22 protein-coding genes and 1 tRNA gene are annotated in these 23,681 nt (G+C 64.0%); 10 read left to right on the top strand and 13 right to left on the bottom strand.

The window, feature by feature from the left end; all coding sequences use genetic code 11:
• Positions 1-4: 4 nt before the first annotated feature.
• Positions 5-1,732 (bottom strand): type IV-A pilus assembly ATPase PilB, encoded by a 1,728-nt coding sequence (gene pilB, locus LG380_RS00210; RefSeq protein ID WP_225763048.1) that lies wholly within the window; start codon positions 1,730-1,732, stop codon positions 5-7.
• A gap of 156 nt (positions 1,733-1,888) precedes the next feature.
• Between pilB and LG380_RS00205 the strand changes: the two genes are divergently transcribed.
• From LG380_RS00205 to LG380_RS00190, 4 genes are read left to right on the top strand one after another with little or no spacing between them, the layout of a single operon-like run.
• Positions 1,889-2,746 (top strand): glycosyltransferase family 2 protein, encoded by an 858-nt coding sequence (locus LG380_RS00205; RefSeq protein WP_225763047.1) that lies wholly within the window; start codon positions 1,889-1,891, stop codon positions 2,744-2,746.
• Between the two features lie 5 nt (positions 2,747-2,751).
• Complete coding sequence (locus tag LG380_RS00200) at positions 2,752-3,960, top strand: DegT/DnrJ/EryC1/StrS family aminotransferase (RefSeq protein WP_225763046.1); 1,209 nt, start codon at positions 2,752-2,754, stop codon at positions 3,958-3,960.
• Positions 3,957-5,003: a Gfo/Idh/MocA family oxidoreductase gene (locus LG380_RS00195; protein WP_225763045.1), complete on the top strand. Its 1,047-nt coding sequence runs from the start codon at positions 3,957-3,959 to the stop codon at positions 5,001-5,003. The genes LG380_RS00200 and LG380_RS00195 overlap by 4 nt, the downstream gene beginning before the upstream one ends.
• A gap of 10 nt (positions 5,004-5,013) precedes the next feature.
• Complete coding sequence (locus tag LG380_RS00190; RefSeq protein ID WP_225763044.1) at positions 5,014-6,177, top strand: ATP-grasp domain-containing protein; 1,164 nt, start codon at positions 5,014-5,016, stop codon at positions 6,175-6,177.
• A 13-nt stretch (positions 6,178-6,190) separates the two neighbouring features.
• Here LG380_RS00190 and LG380_RS00185 read toward each other — a convergent pair whose 3' ends face one another.
• Positions 6,191-7,273 carry an FkbM family methyltransferase gene (locus LG380_RS00185; protein WP_225763043.1) on the bottom strand — a complete coding sequence of 361 codons (1,083 nt, stop codon included), beginning with the start codon at positions 7,271-7,273 and terminating at the stop codon, positions 6,191-6,193.
• Positions 7,274-7,331: 58 nt separating this feature from the next.
• On the opposite strand from LG380_RS00185, the gene LG380_RS00180 reads away from it, so the two are divergent.
• From LG380_RS00180 to LG380_RS00170, 3 genes are read left to right on the top strand one after another with little or no spacing between them, the layout of a single operon-like run.
• The gene (locus LG380_RS00180; RefSeq protein WP_225763042.1) at positions 7,332-8,768 is read left to right on the top strand and encodes a lipopolysaccharide biosynthesis protein; all 1,437 of its coding nucleotides are present in this window, start codon (positions 7,332-7,334) and stop codon (positions 8,766-8,768) included.
• A complete protein-coding gene (locus tag LG380_RS00175) occupies positions 8,769-9,782 on the top strand; it encodes a glycosyltransferase (RefSeq protein ID WP_225763041.1) in 1,014 nt (337 codons plus the stop codon). It begins immediately after the preceding gene.
• 12 nt (positions 9,783-9,794) lie between these two features.
• Positions 9,795-10,571, top strand: a complete 777-nt coding sequence (locus LG380_RS00170) for a class I SAM-dependent methyltransferase (RefSeq protein WP_225763040.1) — start codon at positions 9,795-9,797, stop codon at positions 10,569-10,571.
• 3 nt (positions 10,572-10,574) lie between these two features.
• On the opposite strand, the gene LG380_RS00165 is transcribed toward LG380_RS00170, so the two are convergent.
• The 6 genes from LG380_RS00165 to LG380_RS00140 form a co-directional block, all read right to left on the bottom strand.
• The gene (locus LG380_RS00165; protein ID WP_225763039.1) at positions 10,575-11,585 is read right to left on the bottom strand and encodes a glycosyltransferase; all 1,011 of its coding nucleotides are present in this window, start codon (positions 11,583-11,585) and stop codon (positions 10,575-10,577) included.
• Between the two features lie 5 nt (positions 11,586-11,590).
• Positions 11,591-12,217 carry a class I SAM-dependent methyltransferase gene (locus tag LG380_RS00160; RefSeq protein WP_225763038.1) on the bottom strand — a complete coding sequence of 209 codons (627 nt, stop codon included), beginning with the start codon at positions 12,215-12,217 and terminating at the stop codon, positions 11,591-11,593.
• 18 nt (positions 12,218-12,235) lie between these two features.
• Entirely contained in the window at positions 12,236-13,372 is a 1,137-nt protein-coding gene (locus LG380_RS00155; RefSeq protein WP_263973770.1) for a glycosyltransferase, read from the bottom strand.
• Between the two features lie 177 nt (positions 13,373-13,549).
• Complete coding sequence (locus tag LG380_RS00150) at positions 13,550-13,969, bottom strand: pilin (protein WP_225763037.1); 420 nt, start codon at positions 13,967-13,969, stop codon at positions 13,550-13,552.
• Between the two features lie 17 nt (positions 13,970-13,986).
• Positions 13,987-15,903, bottom strand: a complete 1,917-nt coding sequence (locus LG380_RS00145) for a hypothetical protein (RefSeq protein ID WP_225763036.1) — start codon at positions 15,901-15,903, stop codon at positions 13,987-13,989.
• A 66-nt stretch (positions 15,904-15,969) separates the two neighbouring features.
• Positions 15,970-16,401: a pilin gene (locus LG380_RS00140; protein WP_225763035.1), complete on the bottom strand. Its 432-nt coding sequence runs from the start codon at positions 16,399-16,401 to the stop codon at positions 15,970-15,972.
• Between the two features lie 341 nt (positions 16,402-16,742).
• Between LG380_RS00140 and LG380_RS00135 the strand changes: the two genes are divergently transcribed.
• Genes LG380_RS00135 through coaE form a run of 3 tightly spaced genes read left to right on the top strand, consistent with a single transcriptional unit; the run spans position 16,743 to position 19,501 of the window.
• Positions 16,743-17,999 (top strand): type II secretion system F family protein, encoded by a 1,257-nt coding sequence (locus LG380_RS00135; RefSeq protein WP_225763034.1) that lies wholly within the window; start codon positions 16,743-16,745, stop codon positions 17,997-17,999.
• A gap of 7 nt (positions 18,000-18,006) precedes the next feature.
• Positions 18,007-18,870 (top strand): A24 family peptidase, encoded by an 864-nt coding sequence (locus tag LG380_RS00130; protein WP_225763033.1) that lies wholly within the window; start codon positions 18,007-18,009, stop codon positions 18,868-18,870.
• A 7-nt stretch (positions 18,871-18,877) separates the two neighbouring features.
• Positions 18,878-19,501 (top strand): dephospho-CoA kinase, encoded by a 624-nt coding sequence (gene coaE, locus LG380_RS00125; protein WP_225763032.1) that lies wholly within the window; start codon positions 18,878-18,880, stop codon positions 19,499-19,501.
• Positions 19,502-19,599: 98 nt separating this feature from the next.
• Here the strand turns inward: coaE and LG380_RS00120 are convergent, their stop codons facing one another.
• From LG380_RS00120 to LG380_RS00100, 5 genes are all read right to left on the bottom strand, one after another.
• Complete coding sequence (locus tag LG380_RS00120) at positions 19,600-20,934, bottom strand: HAMP domain-containing sensor histidine kinase (RefSeq protein WP_225763031.1); 1,335 nt, start codon at positions 20,932-20,934, stop codon at positions 19,600-19,602.
• Complete coding sequence (locus tag LG380_RS00115; RefSeq protein WP_225763030.1) at positions 20,927-21,604, bottom strand: response regulator transcription factor; 678 nt, start codon at positions 21,602-21,604, stop codon at positions 20,927-20,929. The genes LG380_RS00120 and LG380_RS00115 overlap by 8 nt, the downstream gene beginning before the upstream one ends.
• Before the next feature lie 220 nt (positions 21,605-21,824).
• Positions 21,825-22,283, bottom strand: a complete 459-nt coding sequence (locus tag LG380_RS00110; protein WP_225763029.1) for a hypothetical protein — start codon at positions 22,281-22,283, stop codon at positions 21,825-21,827.
• 220 nt (positions 22,284-22,503) lie between these two features.
• The gene (gene rimK, locus LG380_RS00105; RefSeq protein ID WP_225763028.1) at positions 22,504-23,394 is read right to left on the bottom strand and encodes a 30S ribosomal protein S6--L-glutamate ligase; all 891 of its coding nucleotides are present in this window, start codon (positions 23,392-23,394) and stop codon (positions 22,504-22,506) included.
• Positions 23,395-23,551: 157 nt separating this feature from the next.
• Positions 23,552-23,625: transfer RNA gene (locus LG380_RS00100), tRNA-Gly, on the bottom strand.
• Positions 23,626-23,681: the final 56 nt, after the last annotated feature.

Here is a 23,681-nt window from a genome sequence, read left to right as displayed (position 1 = left end):
CCGGTCAGTCCTTGGTCACGCGGTTGATTTCGGCCAGGCTGGTAATGCCCTGGCCCGCCTTGAGCAGAGCCGACTGGCGCAGGTCGTTGATGCCGATCTTCTGCGCCGCCTCGGCGATCTGCATCGCATTGCCGCCTTCCAGCACGATGGCGGCGATCTCGTCGGTCATCGGCATCACCTGGTAGATGCCAGTACGACCCTTGTAACCCTCGGTGCACTCGTCGCAGCCCACCGGTTCAAACAGGGTGATGCCGGCGTCGATCTGGGCCTGGGTGAAGCCCTCGGCCAGCAGCGCGTTGGCCGGCAGCTCGACCGGCTTCTTGCAGCTGTTGCACAGTCGGCGGGCCAGGCGCTGGGCGGTGACCAAGGTCACCGAGGAGGTGATGTTGTACGGCGCGATGCCCATGTTCATCAGGCGCGCGATGGTCTGCGGGGCATCATTGGTGTGCAGGGTAGACAGCACCATGTGACCGGTCTGCGCCGCCTTGATAGCGATCTCGGCGGTCTCCAGGTCACGGATTTCGCCGACCATGATGATGTCCGGATCCTGTCGCAGGAACGAGCGCAGCGCGGCGGCGAAGGTCATGCCGCGCTTGTTGTTCTGCTGCACCTGGTTGACGCCGGGCAGGCGGATTTCCACCGGGTCCTCTACGGTGGAGATGTTACGGGTCTCGTCGTTGAGGATGCCCAGCGCGGTGTACAGCGACACCGTCTTGCCCGAGCCGGTCGGGCCGGTCACCAGCACCATGCCGTAAGGCTTGTGGATCGCCTCCAGGAACAGCTTTTGCTGGTCCGGCTCGTAGCCGAGCTTGTCGATGCCCAGCTTGGCCGCGCTGCCGTCGAGGATACGCAGCACGATCTTCTCGCCGAACAGCGTCGGCAGCGTGCTGACACGGAAGTCGATCTGCTTGCTCTTGGACAGGTTGAGCTTGATGCGCCCGTCCTGCGGCACGCGCTTCTCGGCGATGTCCAGCTGCGACATCACCTTCAGGCGTGCGGCAATGCGCTGGTTGAGCTTGACCGGCGCCTTGGCCACGTTCTTGAGCAGGCCGTCGATGCGGAAGCGGACGCGGTAGTCGTCCTCGTAAGGTTCGAAGTGAATGTCCGAGGCGCCCTTGCGGATCGCATCGACCAGCACCTTGTTGACGAACTTTACCACCGGGGTGTCGTCGCCCTTGGCATCAACGCCGGCGTCGCCACCGCCGCCCATGTCCTCGTCGCCAGCGGAGACGTCGAGGTCACCCATGCCATCTTCATCGCCACCCAAGGTGTCACCGAGGCTGTCATTGCTGGCCAGCCACAGGTCAAGCGTGCGGCGGATCTGGTCCTCGTCGACCAGGATCGGCTCCACCACCAGGTTGGTGTGGAACTTGATCTCGTCCAGCGACTGGGTCGGGTTGCTGGTACCGACAAACAGCTTGCCGCCGCGCTTGAACAGCGGCAGCACCACGTGCTTGCGCAGCAGCTCCTCGCTGACCAACTTGATCGCGCTCTGCGCCGAGTCGAACACCGACACGTCGAACAGCGGCATGCCGAACTCGACCGCGTTGGCCGCGGCCAGCTCCGCCGCCGTCACCAGCTTCTTGTCGGCAAACCATTGCGCCAGGGGCACCTTGGCGGCGGTGGCCTGGGCCATCGCGGTGCGTGCCGCCGCCTCGTCGATTGCCCCGTCCTGGACCAGACGACGGGCAATACCGGTGATACCGACAAGATTGGCGGACATCGCGTTCATATAAGGATTGGCTCCCCCTTGGGCTACACAAAAGGGTACTGCAAAACCCTGTCGGTCTCACCGTGGGATCATGGTTTTCGCCAGGTGTGACCATTGGCGTTCCGCGTTCTGGCGGCAGGCATTACCATGGCCACCGGGGATTTCCGGGGAACGGTTTTGAGTCGTCTAAGCATCATCCTGCCTGCCAAGAACGAGGCCGAAGGCCTGCGCAAGACCCTGCCGGCCCTGCGCGGCCAGTTCCCCGACGCGGAACTGATCGTGGTCGACGACGGCTCTACCGATGAAACCGCTGTGGTTGCCGCCGATCATGGCGCCCGGGTACTGCGCAGTCCCTACTCGATGGGCAACGGCGCGGCGATCAAGCGCGGCGCCCGAGCAGCCAGTGGAGACATCCTGGTGTTCATGGACGCGGACGGCCAGCACGACCCGGCCTGCATCCCGTTGCTGCTGGAAAAGCTCGACGAGGGCTACGACATGGTGGTCGGGGCCCGCGACGGCAGCGGCCAGGCCAACTTCCACCGCGGCCTGGCCAACGGTTTCTACAACTGGCTGGCCACGCGCATGACCGGCCATGAGATCAAGGACCTCACCTCGGGCTTCCGCGCGGCGCGGGCGGACCGGTTCCGCGAGTTCCTGCACCTGCTCCCCAATGGCTTCAGCTACCCGACCACCAGCACCATGGCCTTCTTCCGCAGCGCCTATCCGGTGGCCTACGTGCCGATACCGGTGGCCAGGCGGGTGGGCAACGGCAGCCACATCCGTCCGATCAAGGACGGCATCCGCTTCCTGCTGATCATCTTCAAGATCGCCACCCTGTTCTCGCCGCTGAAGCTGTTCGCCCCCATCGCCGCAGCATTCTTCGCCATTGGCCTGGGCTATTACGGCTACACCTTCGCCACCATGCACCGGCTCACCAACATGAGCACCCTGCTGTTCAGTGCGTCGGTCATCATCTTCCTGATCGGGCTGATCTCCGAGCAGATCACCAACCTGACATACCGGCGCGATGCGTGACCTGCATGAAGAAGATCCGTAGTCCGCAGGACCTTGCCGTGAATGGAGCGTCCCCGGCCTTCGCCGAGCCGCTGCACGTCGGTCGCCCCAACATCGGCAACCGCGACGGATTCCTCCGGCGCGTGGAGACCATCCTCGACAACCAGTGGTTGACCAACAACGGCCCCATGGTGCAGGAGTTCGAACAGCGCATCGCCGCGCATCTAGGCGTCAAGCACTGTATCGCCATGTGCAATGGCACCATCGCGTTGGAAATCGCCATCCGGGCGCTGGGCCTGGAGGGTGAGGTCATCGTGCCTTCGTGGACCTTCGTGGCTACCGCGCATGCGCTCTACTGGCAGGGGATCACTCCCGCCTTCGCTGACATCGACCCAGCCACCCACAACATTGATCCCGCCGCAGTCCGCCGGATGATCACCCCGCGCACCACCGGGATCATCGGCGTGCACCTGTGGGGACGGGCGGCCCCGGTGGACGAACTGCAGGCCATTGCCGACCAGCATGGACTCAAGCTGATGTTCGATGCGGCCCATGCGTTCGGCAGCAGTTACAAGGGCCAGAGCATCGGCAGTTTTGGTGCGTGCGAGGTCTTTAGCTTCCACGCCACCAAGGCTTTCAACACCATGGAAGGTGGCGCTGTCACCACCAACGACGACGAGTTGGCCGAGGCCATGCGTCTGATGCGCAACTTCGGCTTCAAGGGCTACGACAACGTCATCCACCCGGGCACCAACGGCAAGATGATCGAGGTCTGCGCGGCGATGGGCCTGACCAATCTGGATGGACTGGACGTCGTGCTCGACACGAACAGCCGCAACTACCGGGAATACCGCCGTGCGCTCGCGGGGATCCCCGGCATCACCCTGCTCGACTACGACCCGGTCGAGCGCAACAGCCACCACTACGTGGTCCTGGAGATCGGCGACACGTTCCCGGTGGACCGCGACGCGATCATCGCCGTGCTGCACGCGGAGAACATCCTCGCCCGCAAGTACTTCTGGCCCGGCTGCCACGGGATGCAGCCCTATCGGGACCTATTCCCGCATGCGGGCCTTTTGCTTCCCAATACCGAATCGGTAGCTTCCAGGATCGTTGTCCTTCCCAACGGGCATCTGGCCGAAGGCGCCATTGCCCTGACAGCCGACATTCTCCATGTCCTTGCGACTGGCGAAACTGGTCGACCCAACGCTCTCGAAACCCGGGCAATGACATGAGGAAGCTCAAGTTCGTTGTGGTCGGGCCTGGCCTAATCGGCAAGCAGCACATCCGCCTGATCAAGGAAGACCCGGACTGCGAACTGGTTGCGATCGTTGCTCCCGACCATGCTCCAAACCACCAAGTCGCAAACGACAACAATGTGCCGTTGTTTTACGATCTCGCGCTATGCATGGATCGTGTTCCGCTCGACGGTGTCATTGTCTCCTCGCCGAACATTTTCCACGGAGAGCAGGCAAGACTCTGCATTGAAGCCGGGATTCCCGTCCTTATCGAAAAGCCCATCGCGGCTTCGGTACGCGAAGGAGCAAAGCTGGCCGAGTTGACCGCCATGCATGGAACACCGGTACTGGTTGGGCACCACCGGACATACAGCCCTGTCCTTGCGAGAGCGAGGGCTATCGTCCAGTCCGGACAGCTCGGCCGCGTGGTTTCGGTGATGGGCAGCGCACAGTTCTACAAGCCATCGAGCTACTTTGCTGCTGGCCCATGGCGCACCCAGCTCGGTGGCGGCCCCATCCTCATCAACCTGATCCATGAGGTCGGCAACCTGCGTAGCCTGTGCGGGGAGATCAAGGCGGTGCAGGCGCTCTCGTCCTCCGCAGTACGAGGCTTTGCCGTTGAAGACACCGTGGCAATCAACCTCATGTTCGAGAACGGCGCGTTGGGCACGTTCATCCTCTCTGACACGGCCGCCTGCGCCCGGAGCTGGGAACAGACCTCACAGGAAAACCCTGTTTACCCAACGTATCCCGACGAGGACTGCTATTTCATCGCTGGGACACAAGGGTCCCTCTCCGTGCCCACCTTCCGGATGAAGCGCTACCGCGATGGCATTGAACCATCCTGGCTGGAGCCATTCGACGAGGAGGTCCTTGAGGTGTCGCGAGAGGAGCCCTTGGCCTGCCAGTTGCAACATTTTGTCGAAGTAATCCGCGGCACCGCCACTCCCTTGGTCTCCGCCATCGATGGCCTGCGCAACCTGGAGATCACCGAAGCCATCGCACGGTCTGCGGCCGAGCGGACCCTGGTCTACACCTGAGGATTTCCACGTGGCGAAGGTGCTGCTCGTAGATACCAACTTTTCCTCCGGCCCCATTTACCAGGCATTGCTTCGTGGCGGGCATGAGGTCCACGTCGTCGGTGGCAACCCCCACGACTGCCTGGCCAAAGCCGCGAGTAGCTATTGGCAACTGGACTATTCGGATACAGCGGCGCTTGCAGCACTCATAGACACCCAAGGCTTTGACTTCATCGTGCCGGGATGCACTGACCGCTCCTATGTTTCCTGCGTGATGGCTGGCCGCGGCCAGTTCCCCGGCATCGATTCTCCGCATGCAGCGGAGGTGATCAACCACAAGGCTCGCTTCCGCCAGATGGCCGAACACCTTGGTCTGCCGGTGCCAAGGGTGTTTACCGATGCCGATGCGGCTCAGGGAAGCCCACTGATCGTCAAGCCCGTCGATGCCTTCAGCGGCAAGGGAATAAGCGTCATCCGCGAATACTCCGACAGGGCGGCGGCAATCGCCGTCGAACATGCTCGAAGCATTTCGCCCAGCGGTGAATGCCTGCTCGAGGAGTACGTGGAAGGGCAGCTCTATAGTCACTCTGCCTTTATCACCGGTCAGCGCGTCATCGAGGACTTCCTGGTCCGGGAAGACGGCTCGGCAAATCCGTTCGTGGTGGACACCAGCCACGTACTGCACGATGCCCCTCTCCTCCGGCAGATCCTGCGCCAGTGCATTGAAACCCTCTCGAGTGGCCTCGGCCTCGTCGATGGCCTCGTGCATACGCAGTTCATCGCGACCAAGGACGGCATCCGGCTGATTGAAGTAACCCGGCGCTGCCCGGGCGACCTCTACAGCCAGCTGATCGAGCTTTCCACGGGTTTCCGGTATGCCGAGGCCTACGCGCAACCCTTCCTGGGCCAGCCGGTTAGCACGCGGGCTATTGGGCAGTCGCGACCGGTCCTGCGTCATACGATCACCGTGCCGACAGCGCAGAACCTCACCCATGTCAGCTTCCGGCGGCCGCTTGCCATTGAACGATGGGTTCCTCTCGGTCTGGTCGGCGATCGGCTCCAGGCCAGCCCCGCATGCAGGATCGCGGTGATCTTCTGCACCGAGCCTGACCCCGAGGCACTTGACGACCTCTACCAATGCACACTACGACGCGAGCTGTACACGGTAGTGGATGGTTACCCCGGCCAAGCCTGACCCTTACCCGCGTTCAGCAGAAGAACAGCACGGTCTCCGACCAACCCTGGGTGTAGTGCCTCAGGTACGTCCGGTAGCCGTGGCCAAATTCGGTTACGAACTGATAGACCAGTCGCAGGTCCTCGGCGTTGTGGTAGATGGCGATTGCCAGCTTCGGGCGGTCATTGCCTATGTGCCCGGCAGCGCCCCGCAGGGCAGGCATTTCCCAGCCTTCAAGATCCATCTTTATGAAGGAAACAGGCTCACTCACCACAGCATCGAGGGTGTCACAGCAGATCTGCTCGCTACCCGATTCGGAAACCGAAGATGCCGAGCCACTTTCCGGATTGAAACGCAGCAGTTCCCGTGCATCGGACAGACCAAGTGGGAAAAACTCAATGTCGCGCAGTCGCGCCAGGCGGGGACGCGCCGATGCCATGTTTCGCGCGGAAGGTTCAAAGAACAGCACTTTTCGGTAGTCAGGATGGCGAGCAGCAAAAGCTTCTGTCGTATCGCCGTCATACCCGCTGGCATCAACGAAAACCTCGTTGCTGTACTGCATGAAATCCTCAAAGTACTGCTCGGCAATACGCACGGAGTACCTGCGCATGTACTCAGGATCGGCGCTGAGGCGAAAACCAAGCACGTCGAGCAGGGTCTGTCGGGATTCCTCGTCGCCCAAGGCGTCGTGGATCGACTGCCATGCCGGTAGGTGCGCTGCCAGCTCCATACGCTGCGAAGTGACGAAAGCCGGCAATGGCAGGGCACTCCCCGCAGCACGCACTACACCTGCATAGCTTGCGGCATACTTGAAACCTGCTGCCCGCAGGTGGTCAATGGCGGCCACCGGCTGGATCGAGGTCGAGCAACTGACTACCCCTGCAGCCTTATCGGCTTCGGCCGTCCGCAATACGGGAATTCCGTGCCAGCTCTCCCCTTCGCCACAGCGGTCATCGATCACCCCGTCCAACGGAGCCAACGCATGCAGTGCAAGGGTTTCCGGATTCTTGCCGAGGGCGTAACGCCGCACACAGTTCCCACTCAGGATCGCTACTGCTGCCGCGTCCGGCGAGCCGTCCTTGCACAACGCCAGTTCCACAGTGCGTTCGAGGTTCATGCGGCAGCTACTTGTAGTCTTCGGGACACGATCTGTCGACGTAATGGATGGGGTTGAGATGAAGCGCCAAGCCCTGCGTGCATCATTGTGGAGCGCTGGCGATGCACTTTCCCGCCAGGGGATCCAGTTCGCCACCACACTGGTGCTTGCTCGCTTGCTGTCCCCTAGTGACTTTGGGGTAGCAACCATGCTCGCGGTCTTTGTGGCACTAGCAGCGGTGCTGGCCGATGGCGGGTTCTCGGCTGCACTTACCCAGCGCCAGGACACCGATCACGCCGATGAGTCTACCGTGTTCTGGTGCAATCTCGCCCTCGGCATCGTGCTCGCAGCCACACTGGCCTGCTTCGGCCCAGCGCTTGCGATATTCTTCAACGAACCTCGGTTGACGATGTTCGCCGGCCTCGTTGCCGTTGCCGTGCTGGCGGGTGCCTGCGGCTCGATCCACTTCGCCCTGCTTACCAAGAAGCTCGAATTCCGCACCCAAGCAATTGCCGGGGGCGTCGGCGCCATTACTTCTGGCGCCTTAGCCATCACCTTGGCGTGGCAGGGCGCGGGCATCTGGGCCCTTGCTGCACAGATTGTCAGCATGGCCTCGATAACGACCCTGTTGCTCTGGTGCCTTCACCCTTGGCGCCCCGCGCTGGTATTCCGCTGGTCGTCCGTACGCAAGCTCGGCAGCTTCGGTAGTTATCATCTGGCCTCCCAGTTGATGGAGACGTTCTACATCCGCCTGTACACCCTGCTGATAGGCAAGGGTCTCGGGGCCGTCCCGCTAGGGCACTACGCTTTCGCCGAGAATACCCGGCAGTTGCCAGCCTCGCTGATGAACAGTCTTGTCGCCCGCGTGGCCCTACCCCTGTTCTCGCGGGCACAGAACGACCAGCAGCTACTGCGCCGAGGCATCCAGTTTTCGACTAGGGTGATGATGCTCGGCTACGCACCTGCCATGCTGGCCCTGGCTGCCTTCGCCGAGCCGATCGTTGCCCTGCTCTACGGCCCACAATGGGGGCCGGCGGTTCCGTTGCTGCAGGTGTTGGCCCTGGCCGGCTTGCTCCATCCACTACACATGATCAACCTGCACACGTTGATGGCCCAAGGCCATGCCCGACTGATGTTCCGCCTGGAACTGGCCAAGAAGGTCACGGGCATTATCTTCATGCTCGTCGGCCTGCAGTACGGCGTCCTTGGCCTGGCCTGTTCCCAGCTGGCTCATTCCCTGCTGGGGCTTTGGATCAATGTGTACTACTCCAGGCAGCTCCTTGGGTACGGCATGCTGGCCCAGCTACGGGATGCCTGCCCACCGATCCTCTGCTCCCTCATCATCATCGGCGCAACAGCGGTTCTCTCTCAAGACTGGGAAGCCCCTCCCCTGCTTAAATTCATAACCCTCGGCGGGCTTGGCGGACTGGCGTACCTGGCCCTGATGGCCGGAATGCAAACAAATGCCTGGCGTGATGCCAAGGGTCTGATCCTACCTACCAGCGGGAGCAAGTGAGTGCCGGCGCCCGACACCCTGTCCATCCATCGGACGATCGAACATTCCGATGCTATGCAGCTGGTGGGCAAGCCTTTGGTGAGCGTGCTGGTACTGGCCTACAACCATGCCGCCTTTCTGCCCAAAGCCGTTGAGAGCGCTGTCACCCAAGAGGTGGATTTCGAGTTCGAAGTCCTGGTGGGCGAAGATTGCTCGAAGGATGACAGCCTGCAGGTTGCCCTCACCCTGCAGCAACGATTTCCCTCTCTCGTGCGCGTCATCACCGCCGACAACAACGTCGGGGCCTATCGGAATTACCTGCGCCTGCTGCGCGCCGCGCGCGGCAGCCTCTTGGCCCAGCTCGACGGCGATGACTACTGGCTGCCGGGAAAGCTGGCGCGCCAGGTCGAACTGATCCGCCAGCATCCGGACCACGCTGCGGTGTACAGCAATGCCTATACGGTGAGCGCAGATGACCAGCCAACCGGTTTTTTCAATGACCTGGGCGATGCCGTAGTCGACCTTGCCTCCCTGCTGCGGCATGGCAACAACCTCAACACCAGCACCATGTTGTACCGCGCGGAGCTGGCCACGCACTTGCTGGCCATCGACCACGAGTACATCGACTACCAGATCCACTTGGTACTGGCTCAGCATGGCCCGCTGAGCCACATTGGCGAACCGCTGGCTGCCTATCGGGCTGGCACCAGTGGATCGATGGTGGCCACTAGCAACGACAAGGTGCGGGAGCTGTACTGGCGGGCCATCCAGAGCGTGCCGCGTGATGCGGTAAGCGACGCTGACTACGCAAGAGGGCTGGCCGATTTCCTGCGCCGGGTGTGCTTCCGGGCCGTCGCCGCCCGTGACCCGGCCCTGCTACGCACTTGGGCCGCACGAATCTATGCAGCCTCTCCCTACGGGCCGCTACGTACCAGCGGCATGGCGGCATGGAACATCGTCCGGATGACCACGAGAATCCTCACCTCGCAGTTGCCGTTTGCGCGGCACCTTCGCCACGTCCTCTACCGCCACTGATCTTGGAAGCCGATGGCCCTGCAACTGACGAAAGTCCTGCCCTATGCCCTTGCCGGCTGGATACCGGGTGGCCGCCGCCATTGCGCGATGTGCAATCACCGTGTCTGGCGCTTCATGCCCTACCGCAATGGTTCGCGCGGAGTGGCGCCGCTGATGCTCACGCTAGAGGTGGTGGGCAGTGACGTCGACCACTTCGAATGCCCGCGCTGTGGTGCCCACGACCGCGAACGTCACCTGTTGCTGTACCTGCGCGCCAGTGGCCTGCTGGAGTGGATCAAGGGCAAGTCCATCCTCCACTTCGCGCCGGAGAAACGGTTGCCGCGCTGGCTGAAGGAGGCGGGCCCCGCCAGCTATACCGCCTGCGACCTCTACCCACAGTCACCGCAAGTGCTGCGGATCGACATGCTGGACATGGAGCTTGCTTCCGCTTCGGTCGACCTGGTCATCGCCAACCACGTTCTGGAGCATGTTGCCGACGATGGCAAGGCACTGTCCGAGCTGTTCCGGATCCTCGCTCCGGGCGGTTACGCGATCCTGCAGACCCCGTACAGCCGCAAGCTGCACGCCACCTGGTCCGATCCCGGGATCGACACCGACCAGGCACGCCTGCATGCCCACGGCCAGGAAGACCATGTACGCCTGTTCGGCCGCGACATCTTCCAGCGGATCACCGCTGCCGGGTTCCAGTCCCATGTGCGCGGGCACGAGGAACTGCTGGCGGACGCCGAACCGAACAAAGTCGGCGTCAACCCGGCCGAGCCGTTCTTCCTCTTCCGCAAGCCCGGCTGACCCTCAGCGCAGCGTGGGCATGCCATACCGCCACAGCAGCGTGAGCTTGCGCGGCATCCAGACGAAGACCTGCCACCAGCGCCGTTGGGTCGTGCACCGGGCCGCCTGCAGGCGCTGCCGCAGGGACTTCCACTCCGCATCGGTGGCGAGCAAGCTCGGCAGGATCGGGCGGTACACCTCCCGCCAGAGGCGTGCATCCCTGCGCACCAAGGAGACAATCGCCCCCTCGGCATGCAGCAGCAACAGGTGCAGCACCACCAGCGGCCACACGGTCCATCCCGGGGTGCAGGCCAGCATCGCCCAGGTCTTGTTGCGCTCGCTCAGGGCACGCCGTCGATACGTCGTCCGCAACCCGCCATCGGCACGATTGCCGCCGAAACTGGCGCCCTGGCGGTGACGGTAACCACCGGCTTCAACACAGCGCACCGCCAGCCCGCGCAGGCGCGCCCCACCACACAGGTACAGGTCCTCGGCAATCGAGCCGAACGCTTCCGGGAATCCGCCCAGTTCGCGCCACAGGCCGCGCGGGATCCACAGGCAGGCGCCGATCACATAGGCCACTTCGGGCCGGGCCGGGTCGAGATTCGGGACCGGGTTGCAGAACGGGTCGAGCAGGCAGCCGCGATCCACCAACGCGCCGCTTTCCCAGTCGTACTGGGGCAGGCTGAGGATGCAGGGCGCCCCAATGCGCTGCTGCTCGGACAGCAAAGCGTCCAGCGCCCCGGGCAACAGTGCGGCGTCGTTGTTGAGCAGCAGCAGGTAGTCTCCGGTGGCGACGTCGGCCATGCGGTTGTTGGAAACGCAGAAGCCGACGTTGCTGTCCGAGGAGATCAGTCGCACCTCCGGAAAGTCGCTGCGCAGCAGCTGCAGCGAGTCATCGCTGGAGTCATCGTCGTGCACGATGATCTCCACCTCGGCCGCCACCTGCTGGGCCAGCACCGAGTCCAGGCAGTCGCGCAACAGGCCGGCGCCGTTGTAGTTGGCGATGCAGGCGGAAATCCGGGGGAGACTCATCTCGTTCAAGTACGGGCGTAGAACAGGAACCGTGCCCCATTGTCCCAGTCATCCCCCGGTACCGGCAGGCTGGCTTCGTAGTCGTGCAACCTTGCAAAGTTGGGGAACCAACGGGCGACATCGTCGGCCACGCCACGGTGGCGCACATGGGGCAAGGTCTTTCGGCTCGACTCCGTGACTGTCGAGTAGATGGCAACGTACCGCGTCGTGCTGGCGAACAGGCGCTCTAGGTAGTCGTGATATACCTCGTCCTCGACCAGATGGAAGATCACATCCAGGGACAGGGTCAGCTCTGCCCGCTGTGACTGGAACTCATCAAGCAGCATGAACGCCTTGCGGGCGTCGGCGCGGAACTTCCCACGGCACAGCGCCACTGCTTCCGGGCTGATATCCACGCCCAGATACTGCGGGTAGCGTGCCAGTTCGAGCTGGCGCCCATCCCCGCACCCGAACTCGATGATGCTGCCGATATCGCGATCGGCGACGAAGCGGTTCAGGGCATCTGCCTTGTAGCGGGCCGACTGACCGCCCGACCCCACACCGGAGTCGCCTCCGTAGCGATAGCGCCTGCGCCAGTAATCGCCTGAGCCCTTGAAGGACAACAGCGGAAACCACTTGCCGAGAAATTTCATGGGAGCCCCGAAGACATTTCAAGAACGCGATTCAATGGTGCCTGACAGCAGGCGCGCATAACCATCGGCAACCTGCTGCCAGTCCAGACGGGACAGGATTTCCTGGCGCAGCTGCTCCGCCACCCGCCCCACCTCTGGGCCACCCTCCAGCATGCCGACGATCTTCTCGGCCAGGGCCACCGGATCCTGTGGATCCACCACCAGATCCGGCCACTTCCCCAGCAGTTCATGCACGGCCGGCACATCGCCAGCAATCACCGGGCAACCGCAACCAACCGCCTCGGCCACGACCAGGCCCAGCCCCTCTTCATCCCCGGACCCTGCCCGCACGAAGGGCGCCACGAATACCGTGGCACGGCGGTACAGGGCTGCCAGTCCGGCCTGCGGAACGGCGCCGACGAAGCTCACGTTGCCTGCCAGCCCTGACTGCTGGACCTGGTGCCTGAGCGCGGCCTCCTCCGGCCCGAATCCGGCAATGGTCAGGCAGGCATCGGGCGCCCGTTGCAGCACCAGTGGCATGGCCGCAATCAGATGGCGCAGCCCCTTTTTCTCCACCAGGCGCCCGACGAACAGGATCTCGCTGCGGGAGCGCTGAGTCCCGTCGACCGGAGTGAACCGGTTGCGCAGGTCCACTCCCATTGGCATGACATGCACCTGCGCCGGTTGCGCGCTCAATGCGCAAACCGGCTGGTGCATGGCGCTGCTCACTACGGTCGCCGCAGACGAGCGGCGCAGGACATGGCGTTTCAGTGCAGCCAGCAAACGGCCACGCAGGGCGAACAGGTCCGCGCCATGGGAGGTAACGACCAAGGGCAGCCTGCCGCCCGGCAGGCGCTGCAGCAGAGCGGCGATCAACCCTTGCGGAATCAGCCAGTGCGCATGCACCACATCGATGCGCTCGCGCCTGAGCAGCCGCCAAGCCACCCACATCTGGGCGAGCAGGAAGCTCGGGACCAGCAACAGCTTCCACTTGCTCCGCCGCAAGTTGGTGGTAATGCCACCACCACTGACCAGCGTCTCCAGCGCCTCCGGGGCGTAGCGGTAACGGATTACCTCTACTCCATCCAGGGTCTCATGCTGCAGGGCGCCCGGAGCATGCGGGGACAACGCCACCACACGGAAACGATCTGTCAACCGGCGTGCGAGCTCGTGCACGAAGCCTGGTTCGTGATCGCCGGCCCACCTTGGATAGGTAGAGGCTAAAACCAGGACGGTGGGCCTACTGCCGCGCATTTCTTCAGACATACCAGGTTGGCTGAGTGCCAAGCAGCACCCGGTCAGGAAATAGCTCACGAAGGCAAAAAGCCCTGCTCGGGTTGATGAAGCTGGCGCTCATCTGCAGCTTGCTGGGAGATACTTCGGATTCAATCCGCCACACGCCCAGCTCAGACTGCCATCGTTGTCGGTCACCTGCATGGTGAGCACCTGACCGTGCAGCTTTGCATTGGCCGAACTGGAGAATGCAACCCGGATGGTGCCAGTAGCATCCACCTCCACCGAGCTGACATTGCGTCCGCGTATCGAGGCTGCGGCTGCCATTCCCGCCGCAGCGTTGCCAGCAGGAAACTCACCGCGCTCACCGTAGTAGGTGGCGATTGCCAACTTGGCACCCGTCGCCAGTCCAATTCCTTCCGCAACCTGCGCACGCGCTACGTAATCCTGGTAAGCAGGCAAGGCGATTGCCGCCAGCACCGCGATGATCGCCACCACGATCATCAGTTCGATCAACGTAAAACCCTTTTGCTCCGTCATCCCCGTTCTCCCCATGATCATCGATCCGGCTCGCGTTCGGATTCCCCGTTTTCCAACAATCTTTCCAGTTCCTGCAGTTCGACCCGATACTTCCCCCCGGAGTCATCCGCCCGGAGAAATGCCAGCGTGTCCGTCACTTCGGGTGATTCACGCAAATCCAATGCCAACAGGAATTTCGCCAACCCCACACGGAAGGCCACCTGCCCCGGCTCCAGCGCAACCGCCTCCCGCAACATCCTGACCGCTAGCTCAGGATCACGCATGACGTTGAAGGCGTAGTTGCCATAGATTGCATGGATGACAGCCGATCGGGGATTTACCTGGAGGGCGGCTGTCAGGACCTCGAACAGAGGCTGCTCGCTCTCGAACTGGCAACGCGCACTTATCCGGCAATCCACAACGGCCGAGAGCGCACCGATCTCCTGAGGACCAGCTTGCCGGCGCTCAAACTTTTTCCGGAATAGCGTCCACATTTCAGGGTCCATTGGTCGCCCGTGGCTGGACGACAGGATGATTAGAGCCTGCTCCGGCAAAGGTGAGCTGCCCGGCAACCTGGCCGCGTGCTGGAACTCCTGCTCGGCCAGCGACCCCAGCGGGGAGGCGGGGTCTCCGCCGGCAAGATCGAACAGTAGTCGCCCCAACTCGTAACCGGCCCGCGGGGATTCCGGGTTGCGTGTAGCCAGAGTCGTTGCCAGCCGCAGAGGATCCCCCCACGTCGCCACCTGCAGCACCCCCATCACGGCGGTGAACAGCAACGGCAGCGCGACCAACGGGATACGGATCTCCGGGCTGATCCGGTTCCCCAGCCAAGCCAAAGGCTGCACCCAGGCAAGCAGGATGCCCAGCAGGGCGAAATAGTTGCGGTGCTCGAAGACCAACTCGAACGGAACGATATTGCTGGTCAGCGCATGTGCAGCGAAGAACCACGCAATTCCGAGGGAGGTCAGCGGCCAGCGCCGCCTGCTGACCACTGCAACTACGACCAGGCCCAGCAGCAGCAACAGGCTCGTGAGCGTGGTCCAGGGCTGCAGCAATCCTTTTGAAATCGGGAAATTGTCATAGTAGAACCAGAGGCTCTCCGGCCACGGCAGCAACATCTGCCGGAGGTACAGCCCCAAAGCGGCGAACTGGGTCAGAAGTCGCTCGCCCAGTGTGAAGTCACGGACCGCGTAGGCTTCCCGCGCCAGCATCGACGGCAGCATCTTCCAACAGAAGACCACCAGCGCGCCGAGCGCGCCAAGCGTGTAGAGCGAAACCAGCGCCGTCGAGCGACTCCCATTCGCCCCGCGGAATCCCAGCAGGCAACATTCCAGTGCCAGCGCGTAAATCGGCAGCAACAGCGCGGTTTCCTTGAAACCCAGCCCGACCAGACCGGCGAGCACGACCGCCGCCCACCATGCCCAAGCCCGGGAGCCCGCGCTCATCGCACAACGGGCTTTGAGGTAGGCCAGCAGTGAGAGCAGCACGCCGGTCAGCGCCCCCACCTCCATGCGCTGGACGATATACAGAACGGTGGAGGCCTGCAGGGGATGGGCCATCCAGACAAACGCCAACGCACAAGCGCCCCAGCGCACAGTCGCATCGGTGAAGTGGACCGCGGCCAGCAGTCGCCGCACCAGGCAATACACCAGCAGCGTATTGAGCAGATGGAAGACGACCCCGACCAGCTTCATCGGGACAGGGTCCATGCCCGTCAGGTAGTAGTTGAGCGCAAAACTGAGTACCGCCAAGGGCCGCCCAAAGAAGCTGGCGATGCCGGAACCCGCCACCGCGCGCAATGACTCCCAGTCCAAGGAGGTGATCTTCCAGTCCGGATCTTCGATCAGATTGGGATAATCATCGAAGATGAAGCCCCCGCCCAGTCCAGGCCAGTAAATGACCGCCCCGACTGCCAGCAGCAACAGTAGCGGCCAGAGTCTGCGCAACTTCCCCATTCGTCCTCCCCTCAAAAAAGAAAGGGCCGCTTGCGCGACCCTTCCAGCTTCACCACGCAGCAACGATTAGTTGCGGCAGGAGCTCGGCTTGTACTTGTCGGCGATGGAGCCGCCGCAGGTCCACTTGATGCTGCCACCGTTGTCGGACGGGGTCAGGGAGAAGTTCGCGTTGGCGATCTTGGCACTGACCGAACCGGCAGCCTTGAACACGCTGGTGATAACGCCATTGTTACCAACGGTGGTCGAGGTGACGTACTTGCCGGAGATCGAGTTGGCGGTAGCCAGACCAGCAGCGGCGTTCGTAGTCGGCCAAGCGCCACGGTCAGCGTAGTACTCGGCGACGGCGGTCTTGGCGCCCGAGGCCAGGCTCATGGCTTCCGACACCTGCGAGCGGGCGACGTAGTCCTGATAGGCCGGCAGCGCGATGGCGGCCAGGATGGCAATGATCGCAACCACGATCATCAGTTCGATCAGCGTAAAACCCTGCTGCTTCTTCATGCGTACATCCCCTAGAGGTTTGGATTGGTGAACAAGGACGGGCATGGAACCCGCTCCCATGCGGGGTATTGCAAAGCAGGTAGCGTGCCAGATCCCCCAGCACCTCCCCAACTCCCCGGCGCGAATGATGGCAGCAACGACGCAGAATGGAAGCCCCTGAATGGCGCAATTGCGATATCAGTGCCAAAGTGACCTTTTTTGTCAGTTTATGACGTTCCGACGCCAGCGGCGGGCGTGACGACCCGCACGCATTGACGGCGACCGGATGCCCGACCAGAAAGAAACCCGCTACCATGCCGCGATAGCCCGGCCTGGGGATGGCGCGGGGTGGGGAGAAGACGATGGCCGTAACCCGTAGTGCAATGAAGAGCGAGCCGGTGTCGCGCAACACCAGCCAGATGCAGCCGTTTGTCTGGCAGGGGACCGACAAGCGCGGCGTCAAGATGAAGGGCGAGCAGTCGGCCAAGAATGCCAACATGCTGCGCGCGGAACTTCGACGCCAGGGGATCACCCCCAGCGTGGTCAAGCCCAAGCCCAAGCCGCTGTTTGGCTCGGCAGGGTCCAGGATCACGCCCAAGGAGATCGCCTTCTTCAGCCGCCAGATGGCGACGATGATGAAGTCCGGTGTGCCGATCGTCGGCGCCCTGGAAATCATCGGCGAGGGCCACAAGAACCCCCGCATGCGGAAGATGGTCGGCGAGATCCGCACCGACATCGAGGGCGGCTCCTCGCTGTACGAGGCGATAAGCAAGCACCCCGTCCAGTTTGACGAGCTCTACCGCAACCTGATCCGCGCCGGCGAAGGCGCTGGTGTGCTGGAAACGGTGCTGGAGACCATCGCCAACTACAAGGAAAACATCGAGACCCTCAAGGGCAAGATCAAGAAGGCCCTGTTCTACCCGACGATGGTCATGGCGGTCGCGCTGCTGGTCAGCTCGATCCTGCTGATCTGGGTGGTGCCGCAGTTCGAGGACGTGTTCAAGGGCTTTGGCGCCGACCTGCCGGCCTTCACCCAGATGATCGTGGCCGCCTCGCGCTTCATGGTGTCGTGGTGGTGGCTGATGCTGCTGATCGTCGGCGGCAGCATTGCCGGCTTCATCTTTGCCTACAAGCGCTCGCCAGCGATGCAGCACGGCATGGACAAGCTGATCCTGAAGGTGCCGGTGATCGGCCAGATCATGCACAACAGCTCGATCGCCCGTTTCGCCCGCACCACCGCAGTGACCTTCAAGGCCGGCGTACCGCTGGTGGAAGCGCTGGGCATCGTCGCCGGCGCCACCGGCAACAGTGTCTACGAGCAGGCCGTGCTGCGCATGCGTGACGACGTGTCGGTCGGCTATCCGGTCAACATGGCGATGAAGCAGGTCAACCTGTTCCCGCACATGGTCATCCAGATGACCGCCATCGGCGAAGAGGCCGGTGCGCTGGATTCGATGCTGTTCAAGGTGGCCGAGTATTACGAGCAGGAAGTCAACAACGCCGTGGACGCGCTGAGCAGCCTGCTCGAGCCGCTGATCATGGTGTTCATCGGCACCATCGTCGGTGGCATGGTCATCGGCATGTACCTGCCCATCTTCAAGCTCGCAGCTGTGGTCTGATCAACGAATGGCATTTCTCGACCAGCATCCCGGCCTCGGCTATCCCGCCGCGGCCGGACTGGGACTGCTGATTGGCAGCTTCCTCAATGTGGTGATCCTGCGCCTGCCGCGGCGCCTGGAATGGCAGTGGAAACGTGACGCCCGCGAGGCGCTGGAACAGCCGGACATCTACGAGCCGCCGCCGCCGGGGATCGTGGTCGAGCCGTCGCACTGCCCAAACTGCAAGCACAAGCTGGCCTGGTACGAGAACATCCCGCTTTTCAGCTGGCTGGTCCAGCGCGGCAAGTGCCGCCATTGCGCGGCGCCGATCTCCATCCAGTATCCGCTGGTCGAGGCACTGACGGCCCTGCTGGTCGTGGCCTGCGTCTGGCAGTTCGGTTTTGGCTGGCAGGGCTTCGGCGCGATCGTGCTGACCTGCTTCCTGATCGCCCTGTCGGGCATCGACCTGCGCACGCAGCTGTTGCCTGACCAGCTGACCCTGCCACTGATGTGGCTGGGCCTGATCGGCAGCCTGGACAACCTGTACATGCCGGCCAAGCCGGCGCTGCTGGGCGCACTGGCCGGCTACCTGTCGCTGTGGACCGTGTGGTGGCTGTTCAAGCAGATCACCGGCAAGGAAGGCATGGGCCACGGCGACTTCAAGCTGCTGGCTGCCCTGGGGGCCTGGTGCGGACTGAAGGGCATCCTGCCGATCATCCTGCTGTCCTCGCTGGTCGGCGCCATCATCGGTTCGATCTGGCTGGCCTCGCGTGGACGCGACCGCGCCACGCCGATCCCGTTCGGCCCCTATCTGGCCATTGCCGGCTGGATCGTTTTCTTCTGGGGCGAGCAGATCATCGGCGCCTACATGGGCTTTGCCGGCCTGCGCTGACCGCGCCATGAGCCAGTTCGTCGTAGGCCTCACCGGGGGCATCGCCTCGGGCAAGAGCGAGGTCACCCGCCGCTTCGAGGCGCTGGGCATCGAAATTGCCGACGCCGACCTGGTTGCCCGCGAGATCGTGGCCCCCGGCAGTCCCGCGCTGGAGCAGATCGCCAGACTGTTCGGCCCGCAGGTGCTGCTGGCCGATGGCAGCCTGGACCGCGCGCAGTTGCGCCAGCACGTGTTCGCCTCGCAAGAGGCGCGGCTCGCACTGGAGGCCATCACCCACCCTGCCATCCGCGCCCGCCTGCAGGCGCTGTGCGGTGCTGCCCGCAGCCCCTATGCGATTGCCGCGATCCCGCTGCTGGCCGAGGCCGGTGGCCGCCAGCCGTATCCGTGGCTGGACCGCATCGTGGTGGTCGACGCGCCGGCGTCGCTGCAACACAGCCGGCTGATGCTGCGCGATGGCATCGACGCCGGGCTGGCCGACCGCATGATCGCCGCGCAGGCTACCCGCGAGCAGCGCAAGGCGCTGGCCGATGACCTGATTACCAATGACGGGCACCCGGACCACCTGCAGGCGCGGGTGGAAGAACTGGACCGGCTCTACCGCGAGCTGGCAGCTGCAAAACACTCGGCCTGACCGGAAACGCGGCCCGCCCGCAGGCGACCCGCACCTCCAGCTCGCAAGCGACCTGATGGACACGCACCGCCCGGCTGCATCGCGCCAGGCGCTCCCGCTCAGGCCGGGTTGAAGGTCAACCGCGCCACCACGCCACCGTTCTCGCCCGGGCGCACGCTGACCTGCCAGCCGTACAGGGTGCACAGCCGGCTGACGATCGACAGGCCAATGCCACCGCCCTGCGAGTACCCGGCATGGGTGCCGCGATAACCGCGCTGGAACAGGTTGGCCGCGTCCTCCTCGCTCAGGCCCGGGCCGTTGTCGATCACCTCGACCGCGTCCTGCAGCACCCGCACCAGCACCAGACCTTCGGCCGAGTACTTCACCGCGTTGCCGATCAGGTTGCCCAGCGCCACAGAAAGCGCCGCCTCGGGCGCATCCACCACCAGGTTGCGCTCGCCTTCCAGTCGCAGTTCCAGCGGCTTGCCGCCAAGCTGGGCGCGATGGGCGTCCAGCAGCTGCTCGGCCACCCGCGCCACGTTGCTGGAGCCGTGCCCGCGCTCGTTGCGCGAGAGCAGCAGCAGCGAGCCGATGAGATCACTGCACTGCTGTTCGGCACGCTGGATGCGCTGCAGCCGCTGCACCACCTTCTCATCCATGCCCGGACGGGCCAGCAGCAGTTCGGTCGCGCCGCGGATGACCGCCAGCGGCGTGCGCAGCTCGTGGCTGACGTCGGCGTTGAATTCGCGGTCGCGCTGCACGACCTGGGTCAGCCGCGCCGAGTAGTCATCCAGCGCCTCGGCCAGCTGGCCGACCTCGTCGTCCGGGAAGCGCGGTGCCAGCGGTTCCGGCTCACTGGTACCACCGCGATAGGCGCGCAGGCGCGCCGCCAGGTCCGACACCGGGCGCATCACCCGCGATGCCGACCACCAGCCGATCACCAGCGACAGGCCACTGAACACCAGCACCGACAGGTACAGCGAGCGCTTGAGCTGGCTTTCGCCGCGCAGCGTCTGGGTCATGTCGTAGGCGAGGAAGAACCACTCGTTGGGCGTCTTGCGCACCGCCAGCTTGTAGGAGAAGGGCGCGCCCTGCTCGTCCTTGCCGTGGATGGTGTGGATACCGTCGGACAGGTCGTACCAGTCCGGCTCCTCGCTGCGCAGGCTCTCGAACTTGTCGCTCTTCACCACGCGGCCGAACATCTGCTGTACCGGCAGGTCGGGGTTTCGCGAGGGGTCGGTGTAGTAGCGCCGCGCGAACTCGTCGATGTTGCGGTTCATCACGTCCTCGACCAGCTGGTTCTCGACGCGTGCCCGCGCCCAGTTGGTCGCAAACGCAAAAAGTGCCGTCAGGCAGAAGCCCAACAGCACAAAGGAAAGGATGATTCGACTGCGCAGGCGGCGGCGGTAGCGGCCGCGCCTGCGGGCGCGCCTGGAGGGAGCGGCTTCAGGCATCGGGTGCGGCGATGCGGTATCCAATGCCATGGCGCGTCTGGATCATGGGTACGTCGAAGGGCTTGTCCACCACCGCGCGCAGGCCGTGGATGTGGACGCGCAGCGAGTCCGAATCGGGCAGCTCCTCGCCCCAGACGCGGGTTTCCAGCTCCTGGCGGGTAACCACCGCCGGGGATGCCTCCATCAATGCCTGCAGGATCTTCAGCGCGGTCGGGTTGAGCTGCAGCAGCTTGCCCTGGCGCCGGACCTCGAGGGTGTCCAGGTTGTATTCCAGGTCACCGGTCTCCAGCACCCGGGTATGCATGCCCTTGCCTCGACGGGCCAGGGCGTTGAGCCGGACCTCGACTTCCTGCAGCGCGAACGGCTTGATCAGGTAGTCGTCGGCGCCGGAATCAAAGCCGGCCAGTTTGTTGTCCAGCGAATCACGGGCGGTGAGCATCAGTACCGGGGTCTGCTTGCGCGCTTCGTTGCGCAGCTTGCGGCAGACCTCGATGCCGTCCATGCCGGGCAGGTTGAGGTCCAGCACGATCGCGTCGAACTCGTGGACCACGGCCAGGTGCAGGCCGGTGATGCCGTCGGCGGCAAAGTCCACGGTATGGCCGCGGTCCTCGAGGTAGTCCCCCAGGTTGGCGGCGATGTCCCGGTTGTCTTCGATTACGAGTATGCGCACATTGACCTCTTGGGATGTCGGGGGTCGCATGGCGATGCGTCGTACTGACCACACCGCGAGGCGATGAGTTGACCCCGAGCAAGCGCGGACCATCCGCGCGTTCATGTGGACATATTAGAGGGCGTGGGCCTGCAGGGAATGTCAAAAACCCGTTCAACCCACAGGCCCTGTCATACGCGGCCGCGTCGCGACCAGGCCACGCGAGGTCCAAAAGTCCCGGTCAACGACTGGGGGTCTCGCCCCCCGAACGGCGGATCTGCCGGATTTCGTCAACCGCTTCCTCGCGAGTGGCACGGCGCTGGGCCACGGTCAGGCAGACGTTCTGCGGCATCTTGCTGCCGGTCGGACGGTAACGCTCGCAGACCAGCCGGCTGTCCTCGCGCGCCTGCGTCAGCAGGCTGTTGACCAACTCCTGGTCATTGAACCAGCTGACCTGGTCGGCTCCTTTCAGGTCCTGCGGCTGCTTCCCGTCCCCGAGCCGCTGGGACATGCGCTCCAGCGCGGCAATCACCTTGGCGCGGTCCTCGGCAGAAATCTCCCTATAGGTATCCCCGCCCAGGTCCTTCTCGATCTGCGCACGCTGTTCGGCGAACGGCTGCTGTGCATTGATCTCGGCCGCCATGGCCGCCGTCGCCAACAACATGGCCAGGCTGGTTCCCACGATCCATTTCCCCAACATGCGCTCCTCCCCTCCGTGTGTGATGTCGCAATCTAGGCAGCTCGGGCCCCGGCTGGCAAGCACGGCCCACGGAATAAAAAAGGCCTGGGCAGTGCCCAGGCCAGTCACGACATCCCGATTACCGTTCCTGCTGAGGAGGGCAGAGCTGCGGTAGGCGACAACTTACCCCCGGCGCGATTAAGCGATTGTTAAAAAGGAAGAAAGGAACGGGAAACCTGTTTCACGCGGCCTTCATACGCGCCCGGCGGGCCACGACATGGTCGATGATCCGCCCGGCGATGTCCTGCCCGCAAACTGCCTCCACCCCTTCCAGGCCGGGGGTGGAATTGACCTCCAGCACCAGCGGGCCGCGGTCGGAGCGGATCAGGTCCACGCCGGCCACGCCCAGCCCCAGCGCCTTGGCCGAGCGCACGGCCACCTGCTGTTCGGCGCGCGAGGCCTGGGCCGGTGACGCAGTGCCTCCGGCATGCAGGTTGGAGCGGAAGTCCCCCTCCGGCGCCTGCCGGCGCATACTCGCCACCACGTGGTCGCCGACCACCAGGCAACGCAGGTCGGCGCCCTGGGCCTCGCCGATGAATTCCTGCATCAGGAAGTTGGCGTACAGCCCGCGCAGGGCCTCGACGATGCCGCGCGAGGCGCTGGTCTTCTCGGTCAGGATCACGCCCCTGCCCTGGGTGCCCTCGTTCAACTTCAGCACGTGCGGGGCCGGGCCTAGCATCGACAGCAGGTCATCGGTGTCGTCGGGGTTGTCGCCGAACACGGTCACCGGCATGTCGATGCCCTTGGCCGCCAGGATCTGGTGGGCACGCAGCTTGTCGCGCGCGCGCAGGATCGCATCGGAAGGATTGGGGCTGTAGGCCCCCATCATCTCGAACTGCCGCAGCACCGCGGTGCCGTAGCGGGTGATCGATGCGCCGATGCGCGGGATCACCACGTCCACGCCGGTGAGCGGCCGGCCCTTGTAGTGCATGCTGAAACCGTCGGCGGCGATGCGCATGTAACAGCGCAGCGGATCCAGCACCCGGACCGTGTGGCCCCGTTCGCGCCCGGCTTCGACCAGCCGGCGGGTGGAGTACAGCTTGCTGTTGCGCGAGAGGATGGCCAGCTTCATGTCGGCATGCCGGAAAGGACGGCACAGGATAGCGCGCACTGCGCGGCACCAACCTGCCCGCACTGCGTTGGCGCCCCACACCCCACTGGCGGGCACGCGCAAGCCGCGGAGCAGCGTTCCGGCATTCGTCGAATGAGGGGAAGAAGGAAGGCCGGGATGGAGCGGGCGATGGGAATCGAACCCACGTCAGTAGCTTGGGAAGCTACAGCTCTACCATTGAGCTACGCCCGCGCGGCGGAGGTGCAGTCTATGCGCCGCTACCCGCCAAGGCAATGGGCGCCGCCGGC

It is taken from the genome of Stenotrophomonas sp. Marseille-Q4652 (assembly GCF_916618915.1).
Taxonomy (GTDB): Bacteria; Pseudomonadota; Gammaproteobacteria; order Xanthomonadales; family Xanthomonadaceae; genus Stenotrophomonas.
Note: the sequence above shows the minus strand (reverse complement) of the source record. Positions and strands in the feature narration are given on the sequence as shown.